The sequence below is a fragment of the Aggregatibacter kilianii genome, assembly GCF_003129965.1.
GTDB lineage: Bacteria > Pseudomonadota > Gammaproteobacteria > Enterobacterales > Pasteurellaceae > Aggregatibacter > Aggregatibacter kilianii_A.
In genome coordinates, this window is the sequence record NZ_NRCJ01000007.1 from 67,598 (window position 1) to 90,329 (window position 22,732).

Annotated in this window: 22 protein-coding genes; 11 read left to right on the forward strand and 11 right to left on the reverse strand. The window is 45.1% G+C overall.

Features of this window, described 5'->3' with window-relative positions; all coding sequences use genetic code 11:
* The 11 genes from DK430_RS06580 to fucO all read left to right on the forward strand — a co-directional run bounded on the left by DK430_RS06580 (position 1) and on the right by fucO (position 12,929).
* A complete protein-coding gene (locus tag DK430_RS06580) occupies positions 1-888 on the forward strand; it encodes a LysR family transcriptional regulator (RefSeq protein WP_109078296.1) in 888 nt (295 codons plus the stop codon).
* A 203-nt stretch (positions 889-1,091) separates the two neighbouring features.
* Positions 1,092-2,138, forward strand: a complete 1,047-nt coding sequence (locus DK430_RS06585; RefSeq protein ID WP_109078297.1) for an extracellular solute-binding protein — start codon at positions 1,092-1,094, stop codon at positions 2,136-2,138.
* Between the two features lie 152 nt (positions 2,139-2,290).
* Positions 2,291-3,040 carry a DeoR/GlpR family DNA-binding transcription regulator gene (locus DK430_RS06590; RefSeq protein WP_109078298.1) on the forward strand — a complete coding sequence of 250 codons (750 nt, stop codon included), beginning with the start codon at positions 2,291-2,293 and terminating at the stop codon, positions 3,038-3,040.
* 216 nt (positions 3,041-3,256) lie between these two features.
* Positions 3,257-5,023: an L-fucose isomerase gene (gene fucI, locus DK430_RS06595; protein ID WP_109078299.1), complete on the forward strand. Its 1,767-nt coding sequence runs from the start codon at positions 3,257-3,259 to the stop codon at positions 5,021-5,023.
* 124 nt (positions 5,024-5,147) lie between these two features.
* Positions 5,148-6,566 (forward strand): L-fuculokinase, encoded by a 1,419-nt coding sequence (gene fucK, locus DK430_RS06600; RefSeq protein WP_109078300.1) that lies wholly within the window; start codon positions 5,148-5,150, stop codon positions 6,564-6,566.
* 46 nt (positions 6,567-6,612) lie between these two features.
* Positions 6,613-7,935, forward strand: a complete 1,323-nt coding sequence (locus DK430_RS06605; RefSeq protein ID WP_109078301.1) for an alpha-L-fucosidase — start codon at positions 6,613-6,615, stop codon at positions 7,933-7,935.
* Between the two features lie 9 nt (positions 7,936-7,944).
* Positions 7,945-9,246, forward strand: coding sequence for a PTS sugar transporter subunit IIC (locus DK430_RS06610; protein ID WP_109078302.1), 1,302 nt, complete (start codon positions 7,945-7,947; stop codon positions 9,244-9,246).
* A 13-nt stretch (positions 9,247-9,259) separates the two neighbouring features.
* The gene (gene fucU, locus DK430_RS06615; RefSeq protein WP_109078303.1) at positions 9,260-9,694 is read left to right on the forward strand and encodes an L-fucose mutarotase; all 435 of its coding nucleotides are present in this window, start codon (positions 9,260-9,262) and stop codon (positions 9,692-9,694) included.
* Between the two features lie 20 nt (positions 9,695-9,714).
* The gene (fucA, locus tag DK430_RS06620; RefSeq protein WP_109078304.1) at positions 9,715-10,362 is read left to right on the forward strand and encodes an L-fuculose-phosphate aldolase; all 648 of its coding nucleotides are present in this window, start codon (positions 9,715-9,717) and stop codon (positions 10,360-10,362) included.
* Positions 10,363-10,405: 43 nt separating this feature from the next.
* The gene (fucP, locus tag DK430_RS06625; RefSeq protein WP_109078305.1) at positions 10,406-11,695 is read left to right on the forward strand and encodes an L-fucose:H+ symporter permease; all 1,290 of its coding nucleotides are present in this window, start codon (positions 10,406-10,408) and stop codon (positions 11,693-11,695) included.
* Positions 11,696-11,777: 82 nt separating this feature from the next.
* On the forward strand, positions 11,778-12,929 hold the full coding sequence (gene fucO, locus DK430_RS06630; RefSeq protein ID WP_109078306.1) for a lactaldehyde reductase: 1,152 nt from the start codon (positions 11,778-11,780) through the stop codon (positions 12,927-12,929).
* Positions 12,930-13,079: 150 nt separating this feature from the next.
* Here the strand turns inward: fucO and DK430_RS06635 are convergent, their stop codons facing one another.
* The 11 genes from DK430_RS06635 to mnmG all read right to left on the reverse strand — a co-directional run bounded on the left by DK430_RS06635 (position 13,080) and on the right by mnmG (position 22,601).
* Entirely contained in the window at positions 13,080-13,508 is a 429-nt protein-coding gene (locus DK430_RS06635; protein WP_109078307.1) for a F0F1 ATP synthase subunit epsilon, read from the reverse strand.
* A gap of 41 nt (positions 13,509-13,549) precedes the next feature.
* Positions 13,550-14,923, reverse strand: coding sequence for a F0F1 ATP synthase subunit beta (gene atpD, locus DK430_RS06640; RefSeq protein WP_109078308.1), 1,374 nt, complete (start codon positions 14,921-14,923; stop codon positions 13,550-13,552).
* Positions 14,924-14,939: 16 nt separating this feature from the next.
* Positions 14,940-15,809, reverse strand: a complete 870-nt coding sequence (gene atpG, locus DK430_RS06645) for a F0F1 ATP synthase subunit gamma (protein WP_109078309.1) — start codon at positions 15,807-15,809, stop codon at positions 14,940-14,942.
* 15 nt (positions 15,810-15,824) lie between these two features.
* On the reverse strand, positions 15,825-17,366 hold the full coding sequence (gene atpA / locus DK430_RS06650) for a F0F1 ATP synthase subunit alpha (protein ID WP_109078310.1): 1,542 nt from the start codon (positions 17,364-17,366) through the stop codon (positions 15,825-15,827).
* 12 nt (positions 17,367-17,378) lie between these two features.
* A complete protein-coding gene (gene atpH, locus DK430_RS06655; RefSeq protein ID WP_109078311.1) occupies positions 17,379-17,927 on the reverse strand; it encodes a F0F1 ATP synthase subunit delta in 549 nt (182 codons plus the stop codon).
* Between the two features lie 13 nt (positions 17,928-17,940).
* Positions 17,941-18,411: a F0F1 ATP synthase subunit B gene (atpF, locus tag DK430_RS06660; protein WP_109078312.1), complete on the reverse strand. Its 471-nt coding sequence runs from the start codon at positions 18,409-18,411 to the stop codon at positions 17,941-17,943.
* A 49-nt stretch (positions 18,412-18,460) separates the two neighbouring features.
* Entirely contained in the window at positions 18,461-18,715 is a 255-nt protein-coding gene (atpE, locus tag DK430_RS06665; RefSeq protein WP_005539567.1) for a F0F1 ATP synthase subunit C, read from the reverse strand.
* A gap of 49 nt (positions 18,716-18,764) precedes the next feature.
* Positions 18,765-19,553, reverse strand: coding sequence for a F0F1 ATP synthase subunit A (gene atpB / locus DK430_RS06670; RefSeq protein WP_109078313.1), 789 nt, complete (start codon positions 19,551-19,553; stop codon positions 18,765-18,767).
* Between the two features lie 25 nt (positions 19,554-19,578).
* On the reverse strand, positions 19,579-19,956 hold the full coding sequence (locus tag DK430_RS06675; RefSeq protein WP_109078314.1) for an ATP synthase subunit I: 378 nt from the start codon (positions 19,954-19,956) through the stop codon (positions 19,579-19,581).
* A 117-nt stretch (positions 19,957-20,073) separates the two neighbouring features.
* Complete coding sequence (gene rsmG, locus DK430_RS06680; RefSeq protein ID WP_109078315.1) at positions 20,074-20,712, reverse strand: 16S rRNA (guanine(527)-N(7))-methyltransferase RsmG; 639 nt, start codon at positions 20,710-20,712, stop codon at positions 20,074-20,076.
* Positions 20,712-22,601 carry a tRNA uridine-5-carboxymethylaminomethyl(34) synthesis enzyme MnmG gene (gene mnmG / locus DK430_RS06685; RefSeq protein ID WP_109078316.1) on the reverse strand — a complete coding sequence of 630 codons (1,890 nt, stop codon included), beginning with the start codon at positions 22,599-22,601 and terminating at the stop codon, positions 20,712-20,714. The genes rsmG and mnmG overlap by 1 nt, the downstream gene beginning before the upstream one ends.
* Between the last annotated feature and the right edge of the window lie 131 nt (positions 22,602-22,732).

Here is a 22,732-nt window from a genome sequence, read left to right on the forward strand (position 1 = left end):
ATGCAAAACTTCAACGAACTCAACTATTTTCTTACGCTCGCGCAAACCAATAGCTTCGTGCAGGCGGGTCGGTTGCTTGGGATTTCGTCTTCGGCGCTCAGCCATAGCATGAAAAGTCTGGAAACGCGCCTAAATTTGCGTTTGTTTAACCGCACCACACGCAATGTGTCGCTCACCGAGGCGGGGCAGCAGTTGTACGAACAGTTAGCGCCGTTATACCGCTCCATTAATGAAGAAGTGGATGCCTTGAGCGATTTCTTAAATACGCCGTCGGGCACCATTCGCATTAATGCGCCGGCGGTGGCGGCGGAAGCGGTGCTGTATCCGCGCTTGCGGGAATTTTTACCGAATTACCCGAAAATCAAGGTGGAAATCGTGGTGGAAAATCGCTGGTCGGATATTGTTAAAGAAGGCTTCGATATCGGCGTGCGGTTGGGCAACGACGTGGCGAAAGAGATGATTGCCGTGCAAATTTCCGAGCCGCTGAAAATGGCGCTGGTGGCGTCCCCTGCCTATCTGGCGGGGAAACCGACACCGAAAACATTGGAGGATTTAGCGCAACACAGCCTCATCGGCGCGCGTATTTCCGCCCAGCACGGCGCAGAAATGGAATGGGAATTTAAACACAAAAAAGAGGTGATCAAATTCCTACCGAATTCCCAATTTTCCATTAACAACCACCTGCGTCAGCAAGCGGCGTTAGACGGTTTGGGCATAGCTTGGATACCGCGCATGAGTGTGGAAAAAGAACTGGTGGAAGGCAAACTAATTGAATTATTACCCCAATTCGCCATGACCTACGACCCGCTTTACCTCTATTACCCAAGCCGCCGCGGCCATTCGAACGTGTTCAAACTGGTGGTGGAGGCGTTACGGTTGAAAGGCTAACCCCTCTATCTAAAAGTGCGGTGTATTTTTCACTTAAAAACTGCACCGCACTTTTTCTTCTCTATTTTTCCCCGGCTCCTCCTCCGATTTGCCTAAAACCACGGGACAAGTAGGGAAAATCTGCTATACTGCCCGCCGAGTTTTTACTCAATTCCCAGATAAAAATTAACCGCTCGCTATGTTTAGCTTTGGAGGACGATAAATTGAAAAATTTGTTTGTAAAAACACTCAAATCCCTTTGTTTCACCCTGACTTTCCTTTCCACCACCGCCTTTGCGCAAGAAAAACTGTACGTTTATAACTGGACCGATTACGTCCCTTCCAGCCTCGTTGCCGAATTTACCAAAGAAACCGGAATCGAAGTGATTTATTCCACTTTCGAAAGCAACGAAGAAATGTATGCCAAACTCAAACTGATTTCCGGCAATGCCGGTTACGACTTGGTTTTTCCGTCCAGCTATTATGTGAATAAAATGGCGAAGGACGGCATGCTGCAAAAATTGGATCACGGCAAGTTAAGCAATTTCAAACAAATTCCGGACAATTTATTGCACAAAGATTTCGACCCGAACAATGACTATTCCCTGCCTTATGTTTACGGACTGACCGGCATTGCGGTGAATTCGGAAGACATCGACGTAAGCAAAATCACCAGCTGGGCGGATTTATGGAACCCGGAATACAAAGGCAAAGTGTTGCTCACGAGCGACGCGCGCGAAGTGTTCCACATTGCTTTATTGTTAGACGGCAAATCCCCGAATACCACTGACGAAGCGGATATTAAAGCGGCTTACGAACGCTTGGAAAAATTGTTACCGAATGTCGCGGTGTTTAACTCCGACTCGCCGGAAGTGCCTTATGTACAAGGCGAAGTGGCGCTCGGCATGATTTGGAACGGCTCCGCCTACATGGCACACCGTGAGAACGAAAACATTCAGTTCGTTTACCCAAAAGAAGGGGCGATTTTCTGGATGGATAACTACGCCATTCCGAAAAGCGCGAAAAATGTGGAAAACGCCTATAAATTCATCGACTTCCTGCTCCGTCCGGAAAACGCCAAAATCGTCTTGGAGCGGTTAGGTTATTCCATGCCGAACAACGGCGTAAAAGCCTTAATTTCGCCGGAAATGGCAAATAATCCGACCTTATTCCCGCCGGAAGCACAAGTAGAAAAAGGCATTATTCAAGGTGATGTGGGCAACGCTATTGATATTTATGAAAAATACTGGAACAAGTTAAAAACCAATTAGTTTCGGTGCAGAAAAGTGCGGTGGTTTTTGTCGGCGTTTTTTTAAAAAACACGTAAAAAATCTACCGCACTTTTTGTTAAGAACATTTGAATTATTCTAAAAAAGCCATACTATATTCACAAAGCCCGTTTTGACCGATTGAACCGATTACTATGCAAAAAAGAGACCAATTAATCCTGCAGCTCGTCAATCAAAAAGGGAAGTTAAGTGTGATTGAATTAGCCGAAACCCTTTCCGTTGCTGTGGAAACGATTCGACGCGATTTAACCGCACTGGAAAATAAAGGACTATTACACCGAGTGCACGGCGCAGCGGTTAGCTGCAACACCAATGATTTAGGCAGTTCATTTCAATATCGACAAAAAGCCAATGCCGATGCCAAGAAATCCATCGCGCAAAACGCCTTGGAATATCTATTTGAAGGCGCCGTGATAGGCCTAGACGCCAGCTCCACCAGTTGGCATTTCGCGCAAATGCTGCCGAATATTCCCTGTACTGTTGTGACCAACTCCATGCACAATATCACCGCCCTGATGAACAAAAACAACATCACCACCATCGCCACCGGCGGGGTGTATTCGGCGAAATATGATGCCTTTTACGGTCCGTTGTCGGAACAATTATTGAAACGACTGCACATCGACATTGGCATTTTTTCCTGTAATGGCATTGATAATGAAGGCAATATTTGGGAATCCAACGAGCTTAACGCCTCCGTTAAACGAAAAATCATGGATGCCTGTGAGAAGAAATTTTTACTGGCGGATTATTCCAAACTGCAACGCAAAAATCTGATTAAGCTCGCCGAACTGGAACAAATCGACATCTTGTTTATCGATCAACTCCCTTCCGAAGAATTGCAACATTATTGCCGGGAGCATAATGTGCTCATCACTGTCTGATTAAGAAAATGACCGTTTTGCCCGTTTTGGATATAAAAATAGCAATTCGGTCATTTTTCCTCCGATAATTTGCCCGCTTTTTGTGATCTCATTCACGCTTTTCGCACAAATATGCAGAAATTGTATGTGAATCTCTTTTTTTCATGAAAAATAAAGTTAAGCAAGATTTATTCACTTCGCTGTACTTTATTTTTAATTCACTAAAGAGGTTAAAAAATGAGTCAATTCAAATCTACTCCGGTCAAAATCGGTATTCGCCCAACCATTGATGGTCGTCGCTTGGGCGTTCGTGAATCCCTTGAAGATCAAACCATGCGCATGGCGAAATCCGTCGCCGAATTATTACAAAGCCACATTCGTCATACGGACGGCACTTTCGTCGAATGCGTGATTGCCGACACTTGCATCGGCGGTGTGGCGGAAGCTGCCGCCTGCGCGGAAAAATTCAAACATGAAAACGTGGGCTTAACCATTACCGTTACCCCTTGCTGGTGCTACGGTTCCGAAACCATCGACATGGATCCGCATATGCCGAAAGCAATTTGGGGCTTTAACGGCACAGAACGTCCGGGCGCCGTTTATCTGGCCGCTGCCCTTGCCGGTCACTCTCAATTAGGCTTACCGGCATTCTCCATTTACGGACATGACGTGCAAGAAGCGGACGACACCAGCATTCCTGCCGATGTGAAAGAAAAATTGTTACGCTTCGCCCGCGCCGGTCTTGCGGTCGCCAGCATTCGCGGCAAATCCTATTTATCCATCGGTTCCGTTTCCATGGGTATCGCCGGTTCCATCGTGAACCAACAATTCTTCCAAGAATACCTCGGCATGCGCAACGAATATGTGGACATGACCGAAATTAAACGCCGTTTGGATCGCAAAATTTACGATCAGGAAGAAGTGGATTTAGCGCTTTCCTGGGTAAAACAATATTGTAAAGACGGCATTGACGTGAACAGCCCGGAAAATCAACGCACACCGGAAGAACGCGCCGAACTTTGGGAAAATGTGGTGAAAATGACCATCATCGCCCGTGATTTAATGGTGGGTAATCCGAAATTGGCGAAACTCAACTTCGGCGAAGAAGCGCTGGGTCACAACGCCATCGCCGCCGGTTTCCAAGGTCAACGCCATTGGACCGACCATTTACCGAACGGCGACTTCATGGAAGCCATGCTGAACTCCACTTACGACTGGAACGGCGTGCGTCCGCCATACATTCTTGCCACCGAAAACGACAGTTTGAACGCGGTTTGTATGCTGCTCGGTAATCAACTTACCGGCCGCGCACAAATTTTCGCCGACGTGCGTACTTACTGGAGCCCGGACTCCGTCGAACGTGTCACCGGCTTCCGTCCGGAACAAGGCTTCCTGCATTTAATCAACTCCGGTTCCGCCGCCCTTGACGGCACAGGTCAACACAAAGATGCCGACGGCAACCCAACCATGAAACCGGCGTGGGAGGTCACCGAAGAAGACGGCAAACGTTGTTTAGAACACACCCGTTGGTGTCCTGCGGTGCACGAATACTTCCGTGGAGGCGGTTTATCTTCTCAATTCCTCACTAAAGGCGGTATGCCGTTCACCATGCACCGTATTAACCTGATCAAAGGTTTAGGTCCTGTATTACAAATCGCCGAAGGTTGGTCCATCGATTTACCGAAAGAAGTCAACGATGTGCTTGACCACCGCACCAACGAAACCTGGCCGACCACGTGGTTCGTACCGCGTTTGACCGGCAAGGGTGCCTTTACCGACGTGTATTCCGTGATGGCGAACTGGGGCGCTAACCACTGCGTTGCCACTTACGGCCACATCGGTGCGGATCTCATCACGCTCGCCTCCATGTTGCGCATTCCGGTTTGTATGCACAACGTGGAAGACGCCAACGTATTCCGCCCAAGCTCTTGGAACGGCTTCGGTCAAGACAAAGAAGGTCAGGACTACCGTGCCTGCAAAAACTTCGGACCGCTTTATAAATAAAGCATAACTGGCGCGCGTCTCCTGACGCGTGCCATTGTCCCATAAAAAATTCAAATCAAAGTGCGGTTAAAAATCCATTTGTTTTTTCAACCGCACTTTCCTCCAAATCTTAGGGAGAGCTTTTATGTCTATCGTACTGATTTTTGATTGCGGTGCCACCAATTTACGCACCATCGCGATGAATGATAAAGGCAAAATCGTGGCATCCCATCATCTTGCCAACAACACCCAAGCGGGAAGCGAATCGCCTGATTATCACATTTGGGATTTTGAAGAAATTTGGCAAAAATTGACGGTGTGCGCAGACAATACGATTGCTCAACTAAAGCAACAACGGATTGATTTAAAAGAAATTGTCGGCATTTCCGTGACAACCTTCGGGGTGGACGGCGCGCCTTTCGACAAAGACGGGCAACAGCTTTATCCGATTATTTCTTGGAAATGCCCGCGTACCGTGCCGGTAATGGAAAATCTGCCTCAGTTGCTGGACATAAAAGCCCTTTATCAACGTAACGGTATCGGGCAATACAGCTTTAATACCTTATTCAAACTGCTTTGGTTGAAAGAAAATAAACCGGATATTTTCCAAAAAATGGATAAATTCGTGTTTATTTCCTCCATGTTGGCGCAACGTTTAACCGGCGAATTCGCGACCGACCGCACCATGGCAGGCACGTCCATGATGACCAATCTTGCCACCGGCGATTGGGACGAGGACATTTTAAAACTGCTCGGTTTAAGCAAAAACCATTTCCCGCCGATGCGTAACGCCGGTGAAAAAACAGGCGAATTAACCGCCGCACTTGCCGACCATTGGGGCTTAAACCGCGTGCCGGTGATTTCCTGCGGGCACGACACCCAATTTGCGGTGTTCGGTTCCGGCGCGGGATTGAATCAACCGGTGCTCAGCTCCGGTACCTGGGAAATCTTAATGGCGCGCACCGAACACGCCGAACCGCAATTTGAATTCGTACCGCAAGGCTTAACTACCGAATTCGACGCACAACCGAATTGCTTTAACCCCGCCGTGCAATGGGTGGGCTCGGGCATTATGGAATGGCTCGGTAAGTTGCTGTTCGCCGAGGTGTACGGCACCGACCGATATTACCCGACCATGATCGCCGAAGGCACCGCCGCCGCTGAAAAAGGCACACAAAGTGCGGTCAATTTTCAAGGCGTTTTCAGTCAACTCGGACAAGGCAACATCGCCGGGCTTTCCATGTTCTCCACCCGTGGCGAAATTTATCGTGCCGCCCTGTATTACATGGCAAACCAACTCAAACAGGGCTTGGACGTATTACAACAAGTCAGCCGCTTCAAAGCGGAAAGCCTGCTTTGCGTCGGCGGCGGCTCCAAAAACCCGCTCTGGAACCAAATCCGCGCCGATGTTTTAGGCTTGCCGATTGATGTGGTGGATGTGGCGGAAAGCACCGTGCTGGGTGCCGCCATGTTCACCTTCGCGGGCATCGGAATATATAAAACACCGGAACAGGCACAAAAAGCCATGCAACCGAATAGAACGCGGGTTTATCCGTCACAATAATCAGCGCAACACAGATTTTCACTTAATCAGCAAATGAGGTACGTCTATGCAGCACTATTATTCAGCAACTTGGGATTCCGTAAAAACCCACTCTTTACCGGATTGGTATGATGATTATAAATTCGGCATTTTTATTCATTGGGGAATTTACTCTGTTCCGGCTTATGCCCCCTTAACTTGGGAACTGGGTGAAGTCGATGTTGATGAACAATGGTTCTGCAATAATCCCTATGCAGAATGGTATTTCAACTCCATTAATGTAAAACGCGGGCCAACCTACGAACATCACCTCAAAACCTATGGCAAAGATTTTGCTTATCGTGATTTTCTGCCGATGTGGAAGGCTGAAAAATGGCAACCTGCCGAGTGGGCGAAGTTATTCCGTGAAACCGGTGCGAAATATGTGGTTTTAACCACAAAACACCATGACGGTTTCTGTTTATTTCCAAGCCGATATACCGACTATCATTGCCTGAATTATGGACCGAAACGCGACATCATGGGTGAGTTGACGGAAGCGGTTAGAGCCGAAGGATTGAAAATGGGCGCCTATTATTCCGGTGTTATTGACTGGACGTTTTCTTCCGCACCGATTTTCACCGAAAGCCAAAATATGTCGAACGCCTGCCCGACCTATGCTTACGCCGATTATGCCTACAACCATTACAAAGAACTCATTGATCGCTATAAACCTTCTGTGCTGTGGAATGATATCGGCTGGCCGAAACAAGGCGAGCATATGCTGCCAAGCCTGTTTGCTTACTACTACAACCAAGTGGAAGACGGTGTTGTAGATAGCCGTTGGAATGATTTATGGGGCGATTTTGCTCACAAAGAATACAAACAAGGGGAAGCTTCCCGCACCAATAAATGGGAAATGTGTCGTGGTTTGGGGCTTTCTTTCGGCTATAACCAAAATGAAACCGATGACAGTTTAATTTCCGTGAAAAAACTGGTTTCGTTATTGGTTGAAGTGGTCGCCAATAACGGCAACTTACTGCTTAATGTGGGGCCGAAAGCGGACGGCACGATTCCGCAAGGTCAAATAGACCGCTTAAAAGGACTCGGCAAATGGCTGGACGTGAACGGTGAAGGCATTTATGGCACAAGATGCAGCTGTCGGGAATCTTATCAACAGGAACATCTGACTTTCCATTTTACCCGTAAAGGAAAAGATCGTTATTGTTTTGTTGACGGTCTTAACGTCGGCAATAACGAATTTGAGTTGCCTTGTTCCGTGCAGGTGAGTTGCTTAAATCCTGAAGTGAAATTCGCACAAAATATGGAATCCGGCAAAGTCAAAATCCGCCTTGAAAATTACAAGGGAGATTGGCAGGTCCTTTGTTTTAAAACGGCGAACGGCGAATAGGGGGAAAGCATGAGTCACTCATTCAATCAAAAAGTCATCGACTACATGAATGCCCATTTGGTTCCATTTGCAAAACGCTTGGAAAATCAACCGCACATTGCCGCCATTCGGGACGGATTTATTGTGGTGTTACCGTTTTTGGTGGTCGGTAGTTTCATTATGATTCTGTTGATTCCGCCGTTTGACCAAAATACGACGAACAGTTTCGGTATGGCTTGGTGGAAGTTTGCTAACTGGGCAAGCGACTACGGTTGGCGCTTCTTCCAAATGTCGTTCAACATTATTTCGCTATTAACCTCCGCCAGTATTGCCTACAACCTCGCCAAAGCCTATAAACGCGAACCGTTACCGGCGGCGTTTCTTTCCGTGATGACATTTTTGTTGGTTTCTATGCCGATTAAAGATGGCATGATAGATGTGAAATTCTTTGGCGGAACCGGATTATTTACCGCAATCTTCGTTGCTATCTATTCCGTGGAAGTTACCCGTTTACTGGAAAAATTCAATATTTGTATCCGCCTGCCGAAAGAGGTTCCGACAGCAGTTGCCGAATCGCTGAATATCGTTATTCCGATTCTGGCAATGTTACTGACTATTTTCCCTTTTGCTTTATATGTGGAACACGCTACCGGCTCTATTATTCCGCAGTTAATCATGGATTTTATGGCGCCATTAATTAAAGTCAGCGATTCTTTAGGTGCGATTGTTCTGTTTGTTTTTGCCACCCACTTACTTTGGTTTTTAGGCATTAACGGATCACTGGTTTTAATGCAACTCTGGACGCCGTTCCTGTTACAAAATATGGCGGCTAACCTGGAAGCCTTACAAGCAGGACAACCGTTGCCTTATATCATCACCAATTCCTTCTGGGATTTCTATGTGGTGCATGGCGCATCCGGCGGCGTTATCGCCCTAGCAATTCTGTTAGTGCGCAGTAAGTCCGTGCATTTGCGCTCCATCGGTAAAATCGGTTTGCTTCCGTCCGTTTTTTCCATCGGCGAACCTATCGTTTACGGCGTGCCGATGGTAGTTAATCCGACGTTCTTTATTCCGTTGATTTTCGCCCCGATTGCCAATGCCGTCATCGCTTATTTGATTCTGGATTTCAATTTAATCCACCGAATTTATCTCATGGCGCCATGGACAACACCTGCGCCAATCGGAGCGTATTTAGTCTCCGGCGGCGATGTTTGGGCGCCGATATTAAGTACGGCATTAATCATACTGGACGTATTTATCTATTATCCATTCTTCAAGGCATACGAAAAAATCTGTGTTGCCCGAGAACAACAAGAAAACAATCATTCATGAAAGAGGTTACAGCATGTTAAAAGGAATTCATCCGGCTATCTCCCCGGAACTACTCAAAACCCTTGCCGAAATGGGGCATGGTGATGAAATTGTGTTATCCGACGCACATTTTCCGGCCCATTCGTTACATTCAAAAGTTATTCGCGCCGACGGGATTTCCGTCGCCACTTTGCTTGCAGGCATTGCGCCGTTATTTGAGTTCGATGCTTATGTGGATGCACCGCTGATTATGATGCAGGCAGTGCCGGGCGATACGCTCGATCCGCAGGTGGAAGAAAATTATCTGGCGGCGATTAAAAGTGCGGTCGGTTTTACGCCTAATTTAGAACGTATCGAGCGTTTTGCGTTCTACGATCGCGCCAAACAGGCTTATGCCGTGGTGATCAGCGGGGAAACCGCAAAATACGGCAATATTATTCTTAAAAAAGGGGTGACTCCCGTTTTATAACAGCTTAGAGGTACTGAAAAATGAACAGAAAAGAACTTGCTCAAAAAATTATCGACACTTGCCTTGAAATGACAAGATTAGGACTAAACCAAGGCACGGCGGGCAATGTCAGCGTGCGTTATAAAGACGGCATGCTGATTACCCCGACAGGAATGCCGTATCACTTAATGAAACCGGAAAATATCGTGTATGTGGACGGCAAAGGCAAACACGAAGAAAACAAACTGCCGTCCAGCGAATGGCAATTCCATTTGGCGGTGTATCACGCTCGTCCGGAAGCCAATACGGTGGTACATAACCATTCCATTAACTGCGCCGGGTTGTCCATTCTGGAAAAACCGATTCCGGCAATTCACTACATGGTGGCGGTGGGCGGCACCGATCATATTCCTTGCGTGCCTTATGCCACCTTCGGTACGCACGAATTAGCCGCTTATGTAGGCGAAGGCATCAAAGAAAGCAAGGCGATTTTGCTTGCCCATCACGGCTTAATCGCGTGCGGCGAAAATCTGGACAAAGCCTTATGGTTGGCACAGGAAGTGGAAGTACTGGCTTCCTGGTATTTAAAACTGCTCGCCACCGGCTTGGAAATTCCGCTACTCAGCAAAGAACAAATGCAGGTCGTGTTAGGCAAATTCCATACTTACGGCTTACGCATTGAGGAATAGTTCATAAATAAAGTTAATACATTGGTCAAACAAGGAAAATATTATGAGCGCTAAAGTATTAGAAAAGAAATATGTCGTTCCCTTTATTTTAATTACCAGCTTATTTGCGCTGTGGGGCTTTGCTAACGACATTACCAATCCGATGGTGGCGGTGTTCCAAACCGTCATGGAAATCCCCGCTTCCGAAGCGGCGCTGGTGCAATTCGCCTTTTACGGCGGTTACGGCACCATGGCGATTCCTGCGGCACTGTTCGCCAGCCGTTACAGCTACAAAGCGGGAATTATGCTGGGTTTAATCCTCTATGCCATCGGCGCATTCCTGTTCTGGCCGGCGGCAAAATATGAAGTATTCAATTTCTTCTTGATTTCTTTATATATTTTAACTTTCGGCTTAGCATTTTTGGAAACCACCGCGAACCCGTACATTCTTGCCATGGGCGATCCGCAAACCGCTACCCGTCGTTTGAACTTTGCCCAATCCTTCAACCCGCTCGGTTCCATTACCGGGATGTTTGTGGCGTCTCAACTGGTATTAACCAATCTGGAATCCGACAAACGGGATGCAGCAGGCAACTTGATTTTCCACACCTTATCCGAAGCGGAAAAAATGGGTATTCGTACCCACGATTTGGCGGAAATTCGCGACCCTTATGTGGCGTTAGGGTTTGTGGTGGTCGCCGTGTTAATCGTCATCGCGTTATATAAAATGCCGGCGGTAAAAGTGGAAGAAAGCGGAAGCCATATTTCATTCAAAGAAGCTTTTGGACGCTTAATTAAAAAAGCCAAATATCGCGAAGGGGTGATTGCACAAGTGTTTTATGTGGGCGTGCAAATTATGTGCTGGACCTTCATTGTGCAATATGCGGAACGCTTGGGCTTCACCAAAGCGGAAGGACAAAACTTCAACATCATCGCCATGGCGATTTTCATTACCAGCCGCTTTATTAGCACCAGCTTAATGAAATATTTGAAAGCCGAATTCATGCTGATGTTGTTTGCCATCGGCGGTTTCTTCAGCATCCTCGGTGTCATCTTTATTGACGGCGTGTGGGGCTTGTACTGCTTAATCTTAACTTCAGGCTTTATGTCACTGATGTTCCCGACCATTTACGGCATCGCGCTTTACGGCTTAAAAGAAGAATCTACGCTAGGCGCTGCCGGCTTGGTCATGGCAATCGTGGGCGGTGCGTTAATGCCGCCGCTACAAGGCATGATTATCGACCAAGGCGAAGTCATGGGCTTGCCTGCCGTCAACTTCTCATTCATCTTGCCGCTAATCTGCTTCGTGGTTATCGCGATTTACGGCTTCAGAACTTGGAAGGTTCTAAAATAACGCAAAATATGACCGCACTTCACTAAAAAGTGCGGTCGTTTTTTTAGGTATTTTTATCATCTTAAATAAAGGAGTATATCTTATGGCTAATCGAATGATTCTTAACGAAACCAGCTATCACGGCGCGGGTGCCATTCAACATATTGTGGATGAAGTCAAAAGCCGTGGCTTCAAAAAAGCGTTAGTCGTGACGGATAAGGATTTGATTAAATTTAAAGTGGCGGAAAAAGTCACCGCACTTTTAGACAAAGCGGGGCTCGCTTACGAGATCTTTGACGAAGTCAAAGCCAACCCGAGTGTAGATGTGATCAAAAAAGGCGTGGCAAAATTTAAACAAAGCGGCGCCGACTATTTAATCGCCATCGGCGGCGGCTCACCGACAGACAGTTCAAAAGCTATCGGGATTATCATCAACAACCCGGAATTTGCCGATGTGCTTTCCCTTGAAGGCGTGGCGCCGACCAAAAACAAATGCGTACCGATTATCGCGGTACCGACCACCGCCGGCACTGCCGCCGAAGTGACCATTAACTATGTGATCACCGATGAAGCCAACAAACGAAAATTCGTCTGTGTGGACGTGCACGATGTGCCGGTAGTCGCTGTGGTGGATCCCGACATGATGTCCAGCATGCCGAAAGGCTTAACCGCTGCCACCGGTATGGATGCACTCACCCACGCCATCGAAGGTTACACCACCAAAGCCGCCTGGGCGCTCACCGATGCCTTGCATTTGGAAGCGATTCGCTTGATTTCTACGCACTTACGCGGTGCAGTGGAAAACACCAAAGCAGGGCGCGAAGGCATGGCGCTCGGTCAATATGTTGCCGGTATGGGCTTTTCTAATGTGGGCTTGGGCATCGTACACAGCATGGCGCACCCGCTGTCCGCCTATTACGACACGCCACATGGCATTGCCAATGCGGTCTTATTGCCTTATGTATTGGAATTTAATGCGCCTGCAACCGGCGAAAAATTCCGTGAAATCGCCCGCGCCATGGGTGTGAAAGGTGTCGATGAGATGAACCAAGAAGAATATCGCAAAGCGGCGATTGATGCGGTAAAACAACTTTCCAAAGATGTAGGCATTCCGGAAAAATTACACATGATCGGCGTGAAAGAAGAAGATTTGGTCGCCCTTTCGCAAGATGCGCTGAAAGACGTATGCACCGGCGGTAACCCGCGCGATTGTACGGCAGAAGAGATTCTGGAAATTTATAAAACCGCGTTTTGATAAAAACACCGTAAAAAATGACCGCACTTTACTTAGGTTAAGTGCGGTTTTTTGTGGAAAAGCAGTAAGAGGAGGAAATAAAAAATCTGCACCTTGAATCGTAAAATATAACGATTCTTAAGATGCAGATTTAAAGTGCGGTCAAAAAAATTAGCGTTTTGATTTCACTAATTGTTCTGTCAGTTCGTAAGCGCGAAGTTTTGCCAATTCTTTAGAAAGTTTGGACATTAATACTTCGTAGTCGGCATCGTGGTGGTGTTGGCGAATGTTTTCTTCCGCACGTTTCTTCGCAGCAAGAATACGTTCGCTGTCAAGTTCCTGACCACGAATCGCCACATCCGCAAGGACGGTGACAACCGTCGGTTGCACTTCTAAGAAACCACCGGAAACATAGATCACTTCTTCGCTATCGTTTTCTAACGTCAGTTTAACAATACCCGGTTTGATAGCCGTCAATAATGGGGCGTGACCCGGTAAAACACCGAGCTCACCTTCAATACCGGTTGCCTGAACGCTTTTCACGTTGCCGGAAAAGATTTGTTGTTCTGCACTTACCACTGTTAAATTAAATGTTGCCATGTTTTTCTCCTTCAAGTTTGATATGCATCAGCTTGAAGTGATTACATATTTTTGGCTTTTTCTAGCGCTTCGTCAATTGAACCGACCATGTAGAACGCTTGTTCCGGAATGTGGTCGTATTCGCCGCTTAAAATACCTTTGAAGCCACGAATCGTTTCTTTTAACGGAACGTATTTACCCGGTGTACCGTTGAAGACTTCAGCAACGAAGAACGGTTGTGATAGGAAACGTTCGATTTTACGCGCACGTGCCACCACAAGTTTGTCTTCTTCGGATAATTCGTCCATACCAAGAATCGCAATGATGTCTTTCAATTCTTTGTAACGTTGTAAGATACCTTGCACGCCACGAGCAACATCATAGTGTTCTTGACCGACAACTAACGGATCTAATTGACGGGAAGTAGAATCTAACGGGTCAACCGCCGGATAAATACCTAAAGATGCAATTTGACGGCTCAATACCACGGTTGAGTCCAAGTGCGCAAAGGTTGTCGCCGGAGATGGGTCAGTCAAGTCATCCGCAGGCACGTAAACCGCTTGTACGGAGGTGATAGAACCTGTTTTAGTTGACGTGATACGTTCTTGTAACACACCCATTTCTTCCGCAAGGGTCGGTTGGTAACCTACCGCTGACGGCATACGGCCTAAAAGAGCGGATACTTCGGTACCGGCAAGGGTATAACGATAGATATTATCCACGAAGAATAATACATCACGACCTTCATCACGGAATTTTTCTGCCATAGTCAAACCGGTTAACGCCACACGTAAACGGTTACCCGGCGGCTCGTTCATTTGACCGTAAACCAGAGACACTTTGTCCAATACGTTGGAATCTTTCATTTCGTGGTAGAAGTCGTTACCTTCACGAGTACGTTCACCTACACCGGCGAATACGGAATAACCTGAGTGCTCAATCGCGATATTACGGATTAATTCCATCATGTTTACGGTTTTACCTACACCTGCACCACCGAACAAACCAACTTTACCCCCTTTCGCGAACGGGCAAATTAAGTCGATAACTTTAATACCGGTTTCTAATAATTCGGTGCTGTTTGATTGTTCTTCGTAGCTTGGTGCTGCACGGTGAATTGACCAACGTTCTTCTTCACCGATTGGACCTTGTTCATCAATTGGTTCACCCAATACGTTCATAATACGACCAAGGGTTTTTGTGCCGACCGGTACTTGAATCGGGTCATTGGTATTTTCTACTTTTAAACCGCGTTTTAAACCGTCGGAAGCACCTAATGCGATACAACGTACCACACCGCCGCCTAATTGTTGTTGAACTTCAAGAGTTAAACCTGTTTCAACTTTTAATGCATCATAAACTTTTGGTACTGCATCTTGTGGAAATTCGACGTCAATCACCGCACCGATGATTTGTACAATTTTACCTGTCGCCATTACCGTTCCTCTTCTATTAAATCGCGGCCGCACCGGCAACGATTTCATTTAATTCATTTGTGATACTTGCTTGACGAGCTTTGTTATACACCAACCGCAAATCATTAATTAAATTACCTGCGTTATCCGTTGCTGCTTTCATCGCTACCATTCGAGCCGCTTGTTCTGAAGCTAAATTATCTACAACCGCTTGATAAACCTGAGATTCTAAATAACGAACCAAAAGACTATCTAATAGAACTTTCGGGTCAGGTTCATAAATATAGTCCCATGACTGTTGTCTTTCGCTTAAGTGATCGTTTTCTAATTCCGGTAAAGGAACTAATTGTTGTACTACCGGTTTTTGTGACATCGTATTAATGAATTTATTGTATGCAATATAAATTGCATCAATTTCGCCATTACGATAAGCATCAAACATGGTATTTGCCACACCAATAAGTTCTTCTAAAGCCGGATTATCGCCCAAGCCGGAAAGTTGACCTTTTACACCAAAACCAAGGGAACGGAAAAAACTAATCCCTTTCGATCCGATTAAACCAACTTCTGTTGTAATATTTTGTTCTTTCCAACCTTTAATCTGGTTAAGTGCGGCTTTAAACAAATTCACATTTAAACCGCCACACATTCCACGATCGGTAGAAACCACCAAAATACCGACTTTTTTCACATCGCGTTCAACCAAAAACGGATGTTTATAACCGATACTTGCTTTAGACACATGGCTGATAACATTACGGATAGTTTCAGAATACGGACGAGATGCCGCCATACGGTCCTGCGTTTTACGCATTTTCGAGGTTGCAACCATTTCCATTGCCTTGGTAATTTTTTGCGTACTTTGTACGCTGGCAATTTTGGTTTTTATCTCTTTTGCACCTGCCATCTTGTTTCTCCGTTACTACCAAGCACTGTTCGCTTTGAAACTATCTAAAATACCTTTTAATGTATCTTTGATTTCATCGTTATAGTTACCGGTTTTGGTAAGCTCTTGCATAAACTCGGCATTATTACGATTTGCATAATCTAAAAGTGCGGTCTCAAAACTTGCAATTTTTGATAATTCCACATCATCCAGATAACCAAATTCAACGGCAAACAAGACTACGGCTTGTTCTGCAACTGAAAGTGGCGCAAATTGTTTTTGCTTTAACAATTCGGTAACTTTTTCACCATGAGAAAGTTGTTTACGGGTTGCGTCATCAAGATCTGAAGCAAACTGAGCAAATGCCGCCAATTCACGATATTGTGCAAGTGCGGTACGAATACCACCCGCTAATTTTTTAATCACTTTCGTTTGTGCCGAACCACCCACACGGGAAACGGAAATACCCGGGTTTACCGCCGGACGAATACCTGAGTTAAACAGGTTAGATTCTAAGAAAATCTGACCATCGGTAATAGAGATTACGTTGGTCGGAACGAATGCGGAAACGTCACCGGCTTGGGTTTCAATAATTGGAAGTGCGGTTAAAGAACCGGTTTTTCCTTTAACTTCACCCTTAGTGAATTTTTCTACATATTCTTCATTTACACGGGAAGCACGTTCAAGTAAGCGTGAGTGTAAGTAGAATACGTCACCCGGATAAGCTTCACGACCTGGCGGACGACGTAATAACAAGGAAATTTGACGATAAGCAACCGCTTGTTTGGAAAGATCATCGTAAACAATTAACGCATCTTCACCGCGATCGCGGAAATATTCACCCATTGCACAACCGGCATAAGGGGCTAAATATTGTAACGCGGCAGATTCTGACGCAGAGGCGGCAACCACGATAGTGTTAGCCAATGCACCGTGTTCTTCTAATTTGCGTACAACGTTAGCAATAGTTGATGCTTTTTGACCGATTGCAACATAGATACATTTAATACCTGAATTACGTTGATTGATAATGGCATCGATAGCTAACGCGGTTTTACCGGTTTGACGGTCACCGATGATTAATTCACGTTGACCACGACCTATTGGTACCATGGAGTCAACCGCTTTATAACCGGTTTGTACCGGCTGATCTACGGATTTACGTTCAATTACGCCCGGCGCAATCACTTCAATCGGAGAAAAACCGTCATTTTCGATTTCACCCTTACCGTCAATCGGTTGACCAAGGGTATTTACCACTCGACCCAACAAACCACGACCTACCGGTACTTCAAGAATACGACCGGTACATTGTACTTCCATTCCTTCTGCAAGATCCGCATAAGGTCCCATGACCACTGCACCAACAGAATCTCTTTCTAAGTTTAACGCCATTGCATAGCGATTTCCCGGTAATGCAATCATCTCGCCTTGCATGACTTCACTTAAACCGTGAATACGGATAATACCGTCACTTACCGAAACGATTGTCCCCGTATTGCGCGCTTCGCTCTCTACATTAAACTGGGCAATGCGTTTTTTTATTAATTCACTAATTTCAGTTGAATTTAGTTGCATCTTCTAATCCTCTTATAATTGCAACTCATTTGCCAGACGGGTAAGTTGCCCACGGCTACTTCCGTCAATAACAAAATCATCTGTACGAATGATAACCCCGGCAATCAGTGAGGTATCAACGTTGCAATTTAACTTAATTTTACGGGCTAATTTCTTTTCCATTGCGGCAGCAATTTTTTCTTGTTGCGCGACACTTAATGGTTGAGCTGAGGTGACTTGAACTTCCGTAATTGCGTTATATTCCTCAACATAATGTTGAAACTCTTTGAATACTGCCGGAAGGACAGTTAAACGCTTATTTTCAGCCATTAACCGAATCAAATTTTGCCCATATTGATCTACTTGCTCACCACAAATTGAGATCACCGTATCTGCCAATTTTTGTGCAGAAAAAGAACTTGTTAAGAAATCCTTCATGGTGCCATTTTCAACAACCTCGGCTAGAAAACCTAACATTTCTCCCCATTTTTCAACCGCACTTTTGTCGGTTGAACGTTGTTCTACGGCAAAATCAAATGCTGCTTTCGCATAAGGGCGAGCTATGGTAGTTAATTCTGACATAAGCTCAACCTTCTTATAGTTCTGCAACTAATTTATCAATAATGTCATTGTTTGCCGCCTCATCAATAGAACGACCCACAATTTTTTCTGCACCGGCAACTGCCAAAGACGCCACTTTAACACGCAATTCTTCTTGAACACGCTTACGTTCGGCTTCAACTTCCGCATAGCCTTGTTCAATAATCTTCGCTTTAAGTTCTTCAGCTTCGGTTTTAACTTCGTCCAATACTTCGTTACGACGTTTATTGGCAGCATCTAAAATTTCCTGCGCTTGAATTTTTGCTTTAGAAATTTCTTCTTCAACAAGGGCTTTAGTATCCGCTTGTTCTTTTTTTGCTGCTTCCGCTGAGGCTAAAGCATTTGCAATCTGGCTTTGACGCGTTTCAATTGCTTTAATAATCGGCGGCCAAACGAATTTCATACAGAACCATACGAACAGTCCGAATGAAATGAGCTGACCAATTAATGTTGCATTTAAATTCACAACGTCCTCCTTAATCTGCTTGCTTCACGTTGATAAGCAAATAAGGTGATTATTGTAATAAACCGATGAATGGGTTTGCAAAAATGAAAAGTAAAGAAATACCAACTGCAATCATCGCAATCGCATCCAAAAGACCTGCCACGATAAACATTTTAGTTTGCAGGCTTGAAGCAAGTTCCGGCTGACGGGCAGATGATTCTAAGAATTTACCGCCTAAAATCGCAAAGCCGATTGCCGTACCTAATGCAGCGAATGCAAGAAGGATTGATGCACCGATAATTGTAGCTGTAATTACAGTTTCCATAATGTTCTCCAATAGAAGTTAAGTTTAGCCCTAGAGCCGGTTAATAAAATTAATGTTCTGCCTTGTTATAAGCAATACTCAAATAAACCACCGTCAACATCATAAAGATGAATGCCTGTAGCGTAATTACCAAAATATGGAAAATCGCCCACGCCAGGTGTAATGGAATTCCCAATGCCGCAATCGCCATATTGGAGGAATACATTACGGCAATAAGAATGAAGATCAGTTCCCCCGCATACATGTTACCGAACAAACGGAAACCGAGAGAAATCGGTTTAGCCAGCAAAGTTACCGTTTCAAGGATAAAGTTTACGGGAATAAACGCCCAGTGATTAAACGGGTGTAATGTGTATTCTTTTACTAAACCGCCAACACCTTTGGATTTTACCGTATAGAAAAGAATCAGGAAGAAGACGCAAATAGACATCCCTAACGTGGCACTTATATCCGCCGTAGGAACAGCTCTTAAATAATGAATACCGAATAACCCGGCTAGTTGCGGAAGAAAATCGACAGGAATTAAGTCAATGGCGTTCATAATAAACACCCAGCAGAAAATGGTTAACGCAATCGGTGCAACCACATCACGCGGACCGTGGAAATTTTCTTTTACAATACCATTAACCCAACCGACCAATATTTCAACCAGACATTGTAATTTTCCCGGCACGCCCGGTGTTGCTTTTTTAGCTACCCGACGAAAAATAAAGAGGAAAATAACAGCAGAGAGAATTGAGAAGAATAAGGTATCAACGTGAATATTCCAGAAACCGTCTCCCGTTTTAAGGAAAGACAAGTGGTGACCGATATATTCTGAAGTTGTTTGTTCAGACATAGTTAACCCTTTGTAAAATAAAAACTTAAGACCTATTCAGCAAAAACGGAATAATATTATTAAGCATTAATGCTGCAAAAAAACCTGTAAAGAAAACAATAAAATACGTTACCGACAACCATTTAAATGAGATAACAATGATTAAAATCGTCAAGATAAATTTAATGGCTTCACCACGATAAAGTGCGGTTAATTTTTTTGATAAATCCTGTTTGCGATAAAAAACAACATACACAAAGATACAAAAAGGTATGAAGGCGGAAGAAAATCCTAAACAAAAATCCACCGCACTTTGAGCATTGGATAACAACGCAATAACGGAGCTTGAAACAAGACCTATAAAAAATTCAATGAAAATGGACTTTTTATATTTGGCTCTGGCTTGCGCTAAAACTCTGGACATAACTTTTTTAAACCTTAAAACGGAGCAATTATACCCTTGAAAAAATCAGATTCAACTCAAAAGCACTGAAAAAAACGTTAAATGAATCACAATTTCAAAAAATAATTAACAAAAATTTTACTTTTTACTCAAAACAACTAAATTTCGCTCGCCAATGAGCTCAGGAACATCAAGATGAATGACATTTTCAAGCATAAACATACTGCTTAAATGTTGTACTTCTTCTTGTTGATAGATTCCTTTTAAAGCATAAAACATACCATCAGATTGAGGTAAATGATGACACCATTCCGTCATGTCCTTTAAAGAAGCAAAAGCTCTACTTAGCACACCATCAAATTGATGATCGGGCTGATAATCTTCTACCCGACTTAATACCGGCACCACGTTGGTGAGCCCCAGTTCACGAATGGCATTACGAATAAAACTGATGCGTTTGCCCAAACTATCCAACAAAACAAACTGTTTTTTCGGATTCACAATAGCTAAAGGCAAGCCCGGTAAGCCCGGACCGGTTCCCACATCAATAAACCGATCGCCTTGTAAATAAGGGCTAACCACAATGCTGTCTAAAATATGTTTCACCAGCATTTCCTGCGGATCGCGCACAGAAGTCAGGTTATACGCCTTATTCCATTTATTTAGCAACAACACTAACTTAACTAATTGTTGTTGCTGACTTTCTGTGACGGAAAGTGCGGTCTGTTTTAGCAACGTTTTTAGTTTGTTCGCCAGTTGAATTTCCAGGTTAGCCATTATTCACCACGTTTTAACATGCCTTGTTTTTTCAAATTGACCAAAATAATGGAAATCGCCGCCGGCGTGATACCGGAAATACGACCGGCTTGCCCGATGGACACCGGGCGATGTTGTTCCAACTTCGCGCGCACTTCATTAGATAAGCCCGCCACTTTGGAATAATCAAAATGTGGCGGAATCGCGGTATTTTCATGGCGTTTTTGTTTTTCGATTTCTTCCTGCTGATGTTCGATATAGCCTTGATATTTAATGGCAATTTCCACTTGTTCAACGGCTTCTTTGTCTTCCATCGGCGGTTGGAACGGCGTAAGTGCGGTCAAAATTTGATAATTCATTTCCGGACGACGTAATAAATCTTCACCGCTGGCTTCACGCACCAACGGACTTCCCAACACCTTATTGGCTTCTTCTAAATGTTCCGAACGCGGATGTAACCAAATACTGCGTAAACGCTGGCGTTCCTGTTCGATATTTTCCATTTTTTGATTGAAGCGCGCCCAACGTTCTTCCGTAATTAAGCCCAGTTCATGCGCTTTCGGCGTTAAGCGGCTGTCGGCGTTATCTTCCCGCAACAGCAAACGATATTCCGCGCGGGAAGTAAATACACGATAGGGTTCTTTCGTGCCGAGCGTACAAAGATCATCTACCAATACGCCCATGTACGCCTGATCGCGACGTGGGAACCAGGCCTCTTTTTCCTGTACATAAAGCCCTGCGTTAATTCCCGCTAACAATCCCTGTGCCGCCGCTTCTTCATAACCGGTCGTGCCGTTAATTTGACCGGCAAAGAACAAACCTTGAATAGATTTGGTTTCCAGCGTCGGTTTTAAATCACGCGGATCAAAATAGTCGTATTCGATGGCATAGCCCGGTTTAACGATACGGGCGTTTTCCAAGCCTTTCATTGAATTGACAATGCCCATTTGCACATCAAATGGTAAGCTGGTGGAAATCCCGTTCGGATAAATTTCGTTACTGGTTAAGCCTTCCGGTTCAAGGTAAATTTGGTGAGAATTGCGATCGGCGAACCGCATCACTTTGTCTTCAATGGAGGGACAATAACGAGGACCAATCCCCTCGATAACGCCGGTGTACATCGGACTGCGATCCAAATTATTACGGATCACTTCATGGGTTTTTTCATTGGTATGGGTAATAAAACACGGAATTTGGCGCGGATGTTGCGTAACCGATCCCATAAAAGAGAAAACGGGCAACTGCGCATCGCCATGTTGTTCAGCAAGTACGGAAAAATCAATGGTACGTGCGTCAATGCGCGGTGGCGTACCGGTTTTTAAACGATCCACCCGTAAATTTAGATCACGTAAACGCTGAGCAAGGGTAACGGAAGCCGGATCGCCCGCGCGTCCACCAGTATAATTTTCCAAACCGATATGGATCTTACCGGCTAAAAACGTGCCGGCAGTTAAGATCACGGCGTTAGCGTGAAATTTCAGCCCCATTTTGGTCACTACGCCAGTTGCGCGATCCTGCTCAATTAAAATATCGGTGGCTTCTTGTTGAAAAATATCTAAATTCGGTTGATTTTCAAGGGCGATTCTAACAGCTTGACGATACAGTACACGGTCTGCCTGCGCACGGGTGGCACGTACTGCAGGGCCTTTACTGCTGTTTAACGTGCGAAATTGAATTCCCGCTTGATCCGCCGCCGTTGCCATTAAACCGCCCATGGCATCAATTTCTTTCACTAAATGGCCTTTGCCGATCCCGCCGATAGCCGGGTTACAAGACATTTGTCCTAATGTATCAACATTATGGGTAAGTAACAGGGTTTTTAATCCCATGCGTGCAGGCGCCAGTGCGGCTTCGGTTCCTGCATGACCGCCACCGATCACGATGACATCATAGGTTTCGGTATAAAACATCATTATTTCTTATCTCTTTTTGTATTCGGAAAGGATCATTAGATCCTTAAAAAAATTGGTCGCTATTCTACTGAAAATCTTCTGCGGTTGAAAGGTCAGTTTCAGGAAATGGATAATCGGATCTACACAAG

Coding starts and splice junctions, on each gene's coding strand:
- DK430_RS06580 (WP_109078296.1), top strand. CDS start 1: ATGCAAAACTTCAACGAACTCAACTATTTTCTTACGCTCGCGCAAACC.
- atpH (WP_109078311.1), bottom strand. CDS start 17,927: ATGTCAGAATTAACTACCATAGCTCGCCCTTATGCGAAAGCAGCATTT.
- fucA (WP_109078304.1), top strand. CDS start 9,715: ATGAACAGAAAAGAACTTGCTCAAAAAATTATCGACACTTGCCTTGAA.
- fucP (WP_109078305.1), top strand. CDS start 10,406: ATGAGCGCTAAAGTATTAGAAAAGAAATATGTCGTTCCCTTTATTTTA.
- atpA (WP_109078310.1), bottom strand. CDS start 17,366: ATGCAACTAAATTCAACTGAAATTAGTGAATTAATAAAAAAACGCATT.
- fucI (WP_109078299.1), top strand. CDS start 3,257: ATGAGTCAATTCAAATCTACTCCGGTCAAAATCGGTATTCGCCCAACC.
- fucU (WP_109078303.1), top strand. CDS start 9,260: ATGTTAAAAGGAATTCATCCGGCTATCTCCCCGGAACTACTCAAAACC.
- DK430_RS06635 (WP_109078307.1), bottom strand. CDS start 13,508: ATGGCAACATTTAATTTAACAGTGGTAAGTGCAGAACAACAAATCTTT.
- DK430_RS06610 (WP_109078302.1), top strand. CDS start 7,945: ATGAGTCACTCATTCAATCAAAAAGTCATCGACTACATGAATGCCCAT.
- DK430_RS06605 (WP_109078301.1), top strand. CDS start 6,613: ATGCAGCACTATTATTCAGCAACTTGGGATTCCGTAAAAACCCACTCT.
- fucO (WP_109078306.1), top strand. CDS start 11,778: ATGGCTAATCGAATGATTCTTAACGAAACCAGCTATCACGGCGCGGGT.
- atpD (WP_109078308.1), bottom strand. CDS start 14,923: ATGGCGACAGGTAAAATTGTACAAATCATCGGTGCGGTGATTGACGTC.
- atpE (WP_005539567.1), bottom strand. CDS start 18,715: ATGGAAACTGTAATTACAGCTACAATTATCGGTGCATCAATCCTTCTT.
- DK430_RS06675 (WP_109078314.1), bottom strand. CDS start 19,956: ATGTCCAGAGTTTTAGCGCAAGCCAGAGCCAAATATAAAAAGTCCATT.
- fucK (WP_109078300.1), top strand. CDS start 5,148: ATGTCTATCGTACTGATTTTTGATTGCGGTGCCACCAATTTACGCACC.
- mnmG (WP_109078316.1), bottom strand. CDS start 22,601: ATGTTTTATACCGAAACCTATGATGTCATCGTGATCGGTGGCGGTCAT.
- rsmG (WP_109078315.1), bottom strand. CDS start 20,712: ATGGCTAACCTGGAAATTCAACTGGCGAACAAACTAAAAACGTTGCTA.
- DK430_RS06590 (WP_109078298.1), top strand. CDS start 2,291: ATGCAAAAAAGAGACCAATTAATCCTGCAGCTCGTCAATCAAAAAGGG.
- atpB (WP_109078313.1), bottom strand. CDS start 19,553: ATGTCTGAACAAACAACTTCAGAATATATCGGTCACCACTTGTCTTTC.
- atpG (WP_109078309.1), bottom strand. CDS start 15,809: ATGGCAGGTGCAAAAGAGATAAAAACCAAAATTGCCAGCGTACAAAGT.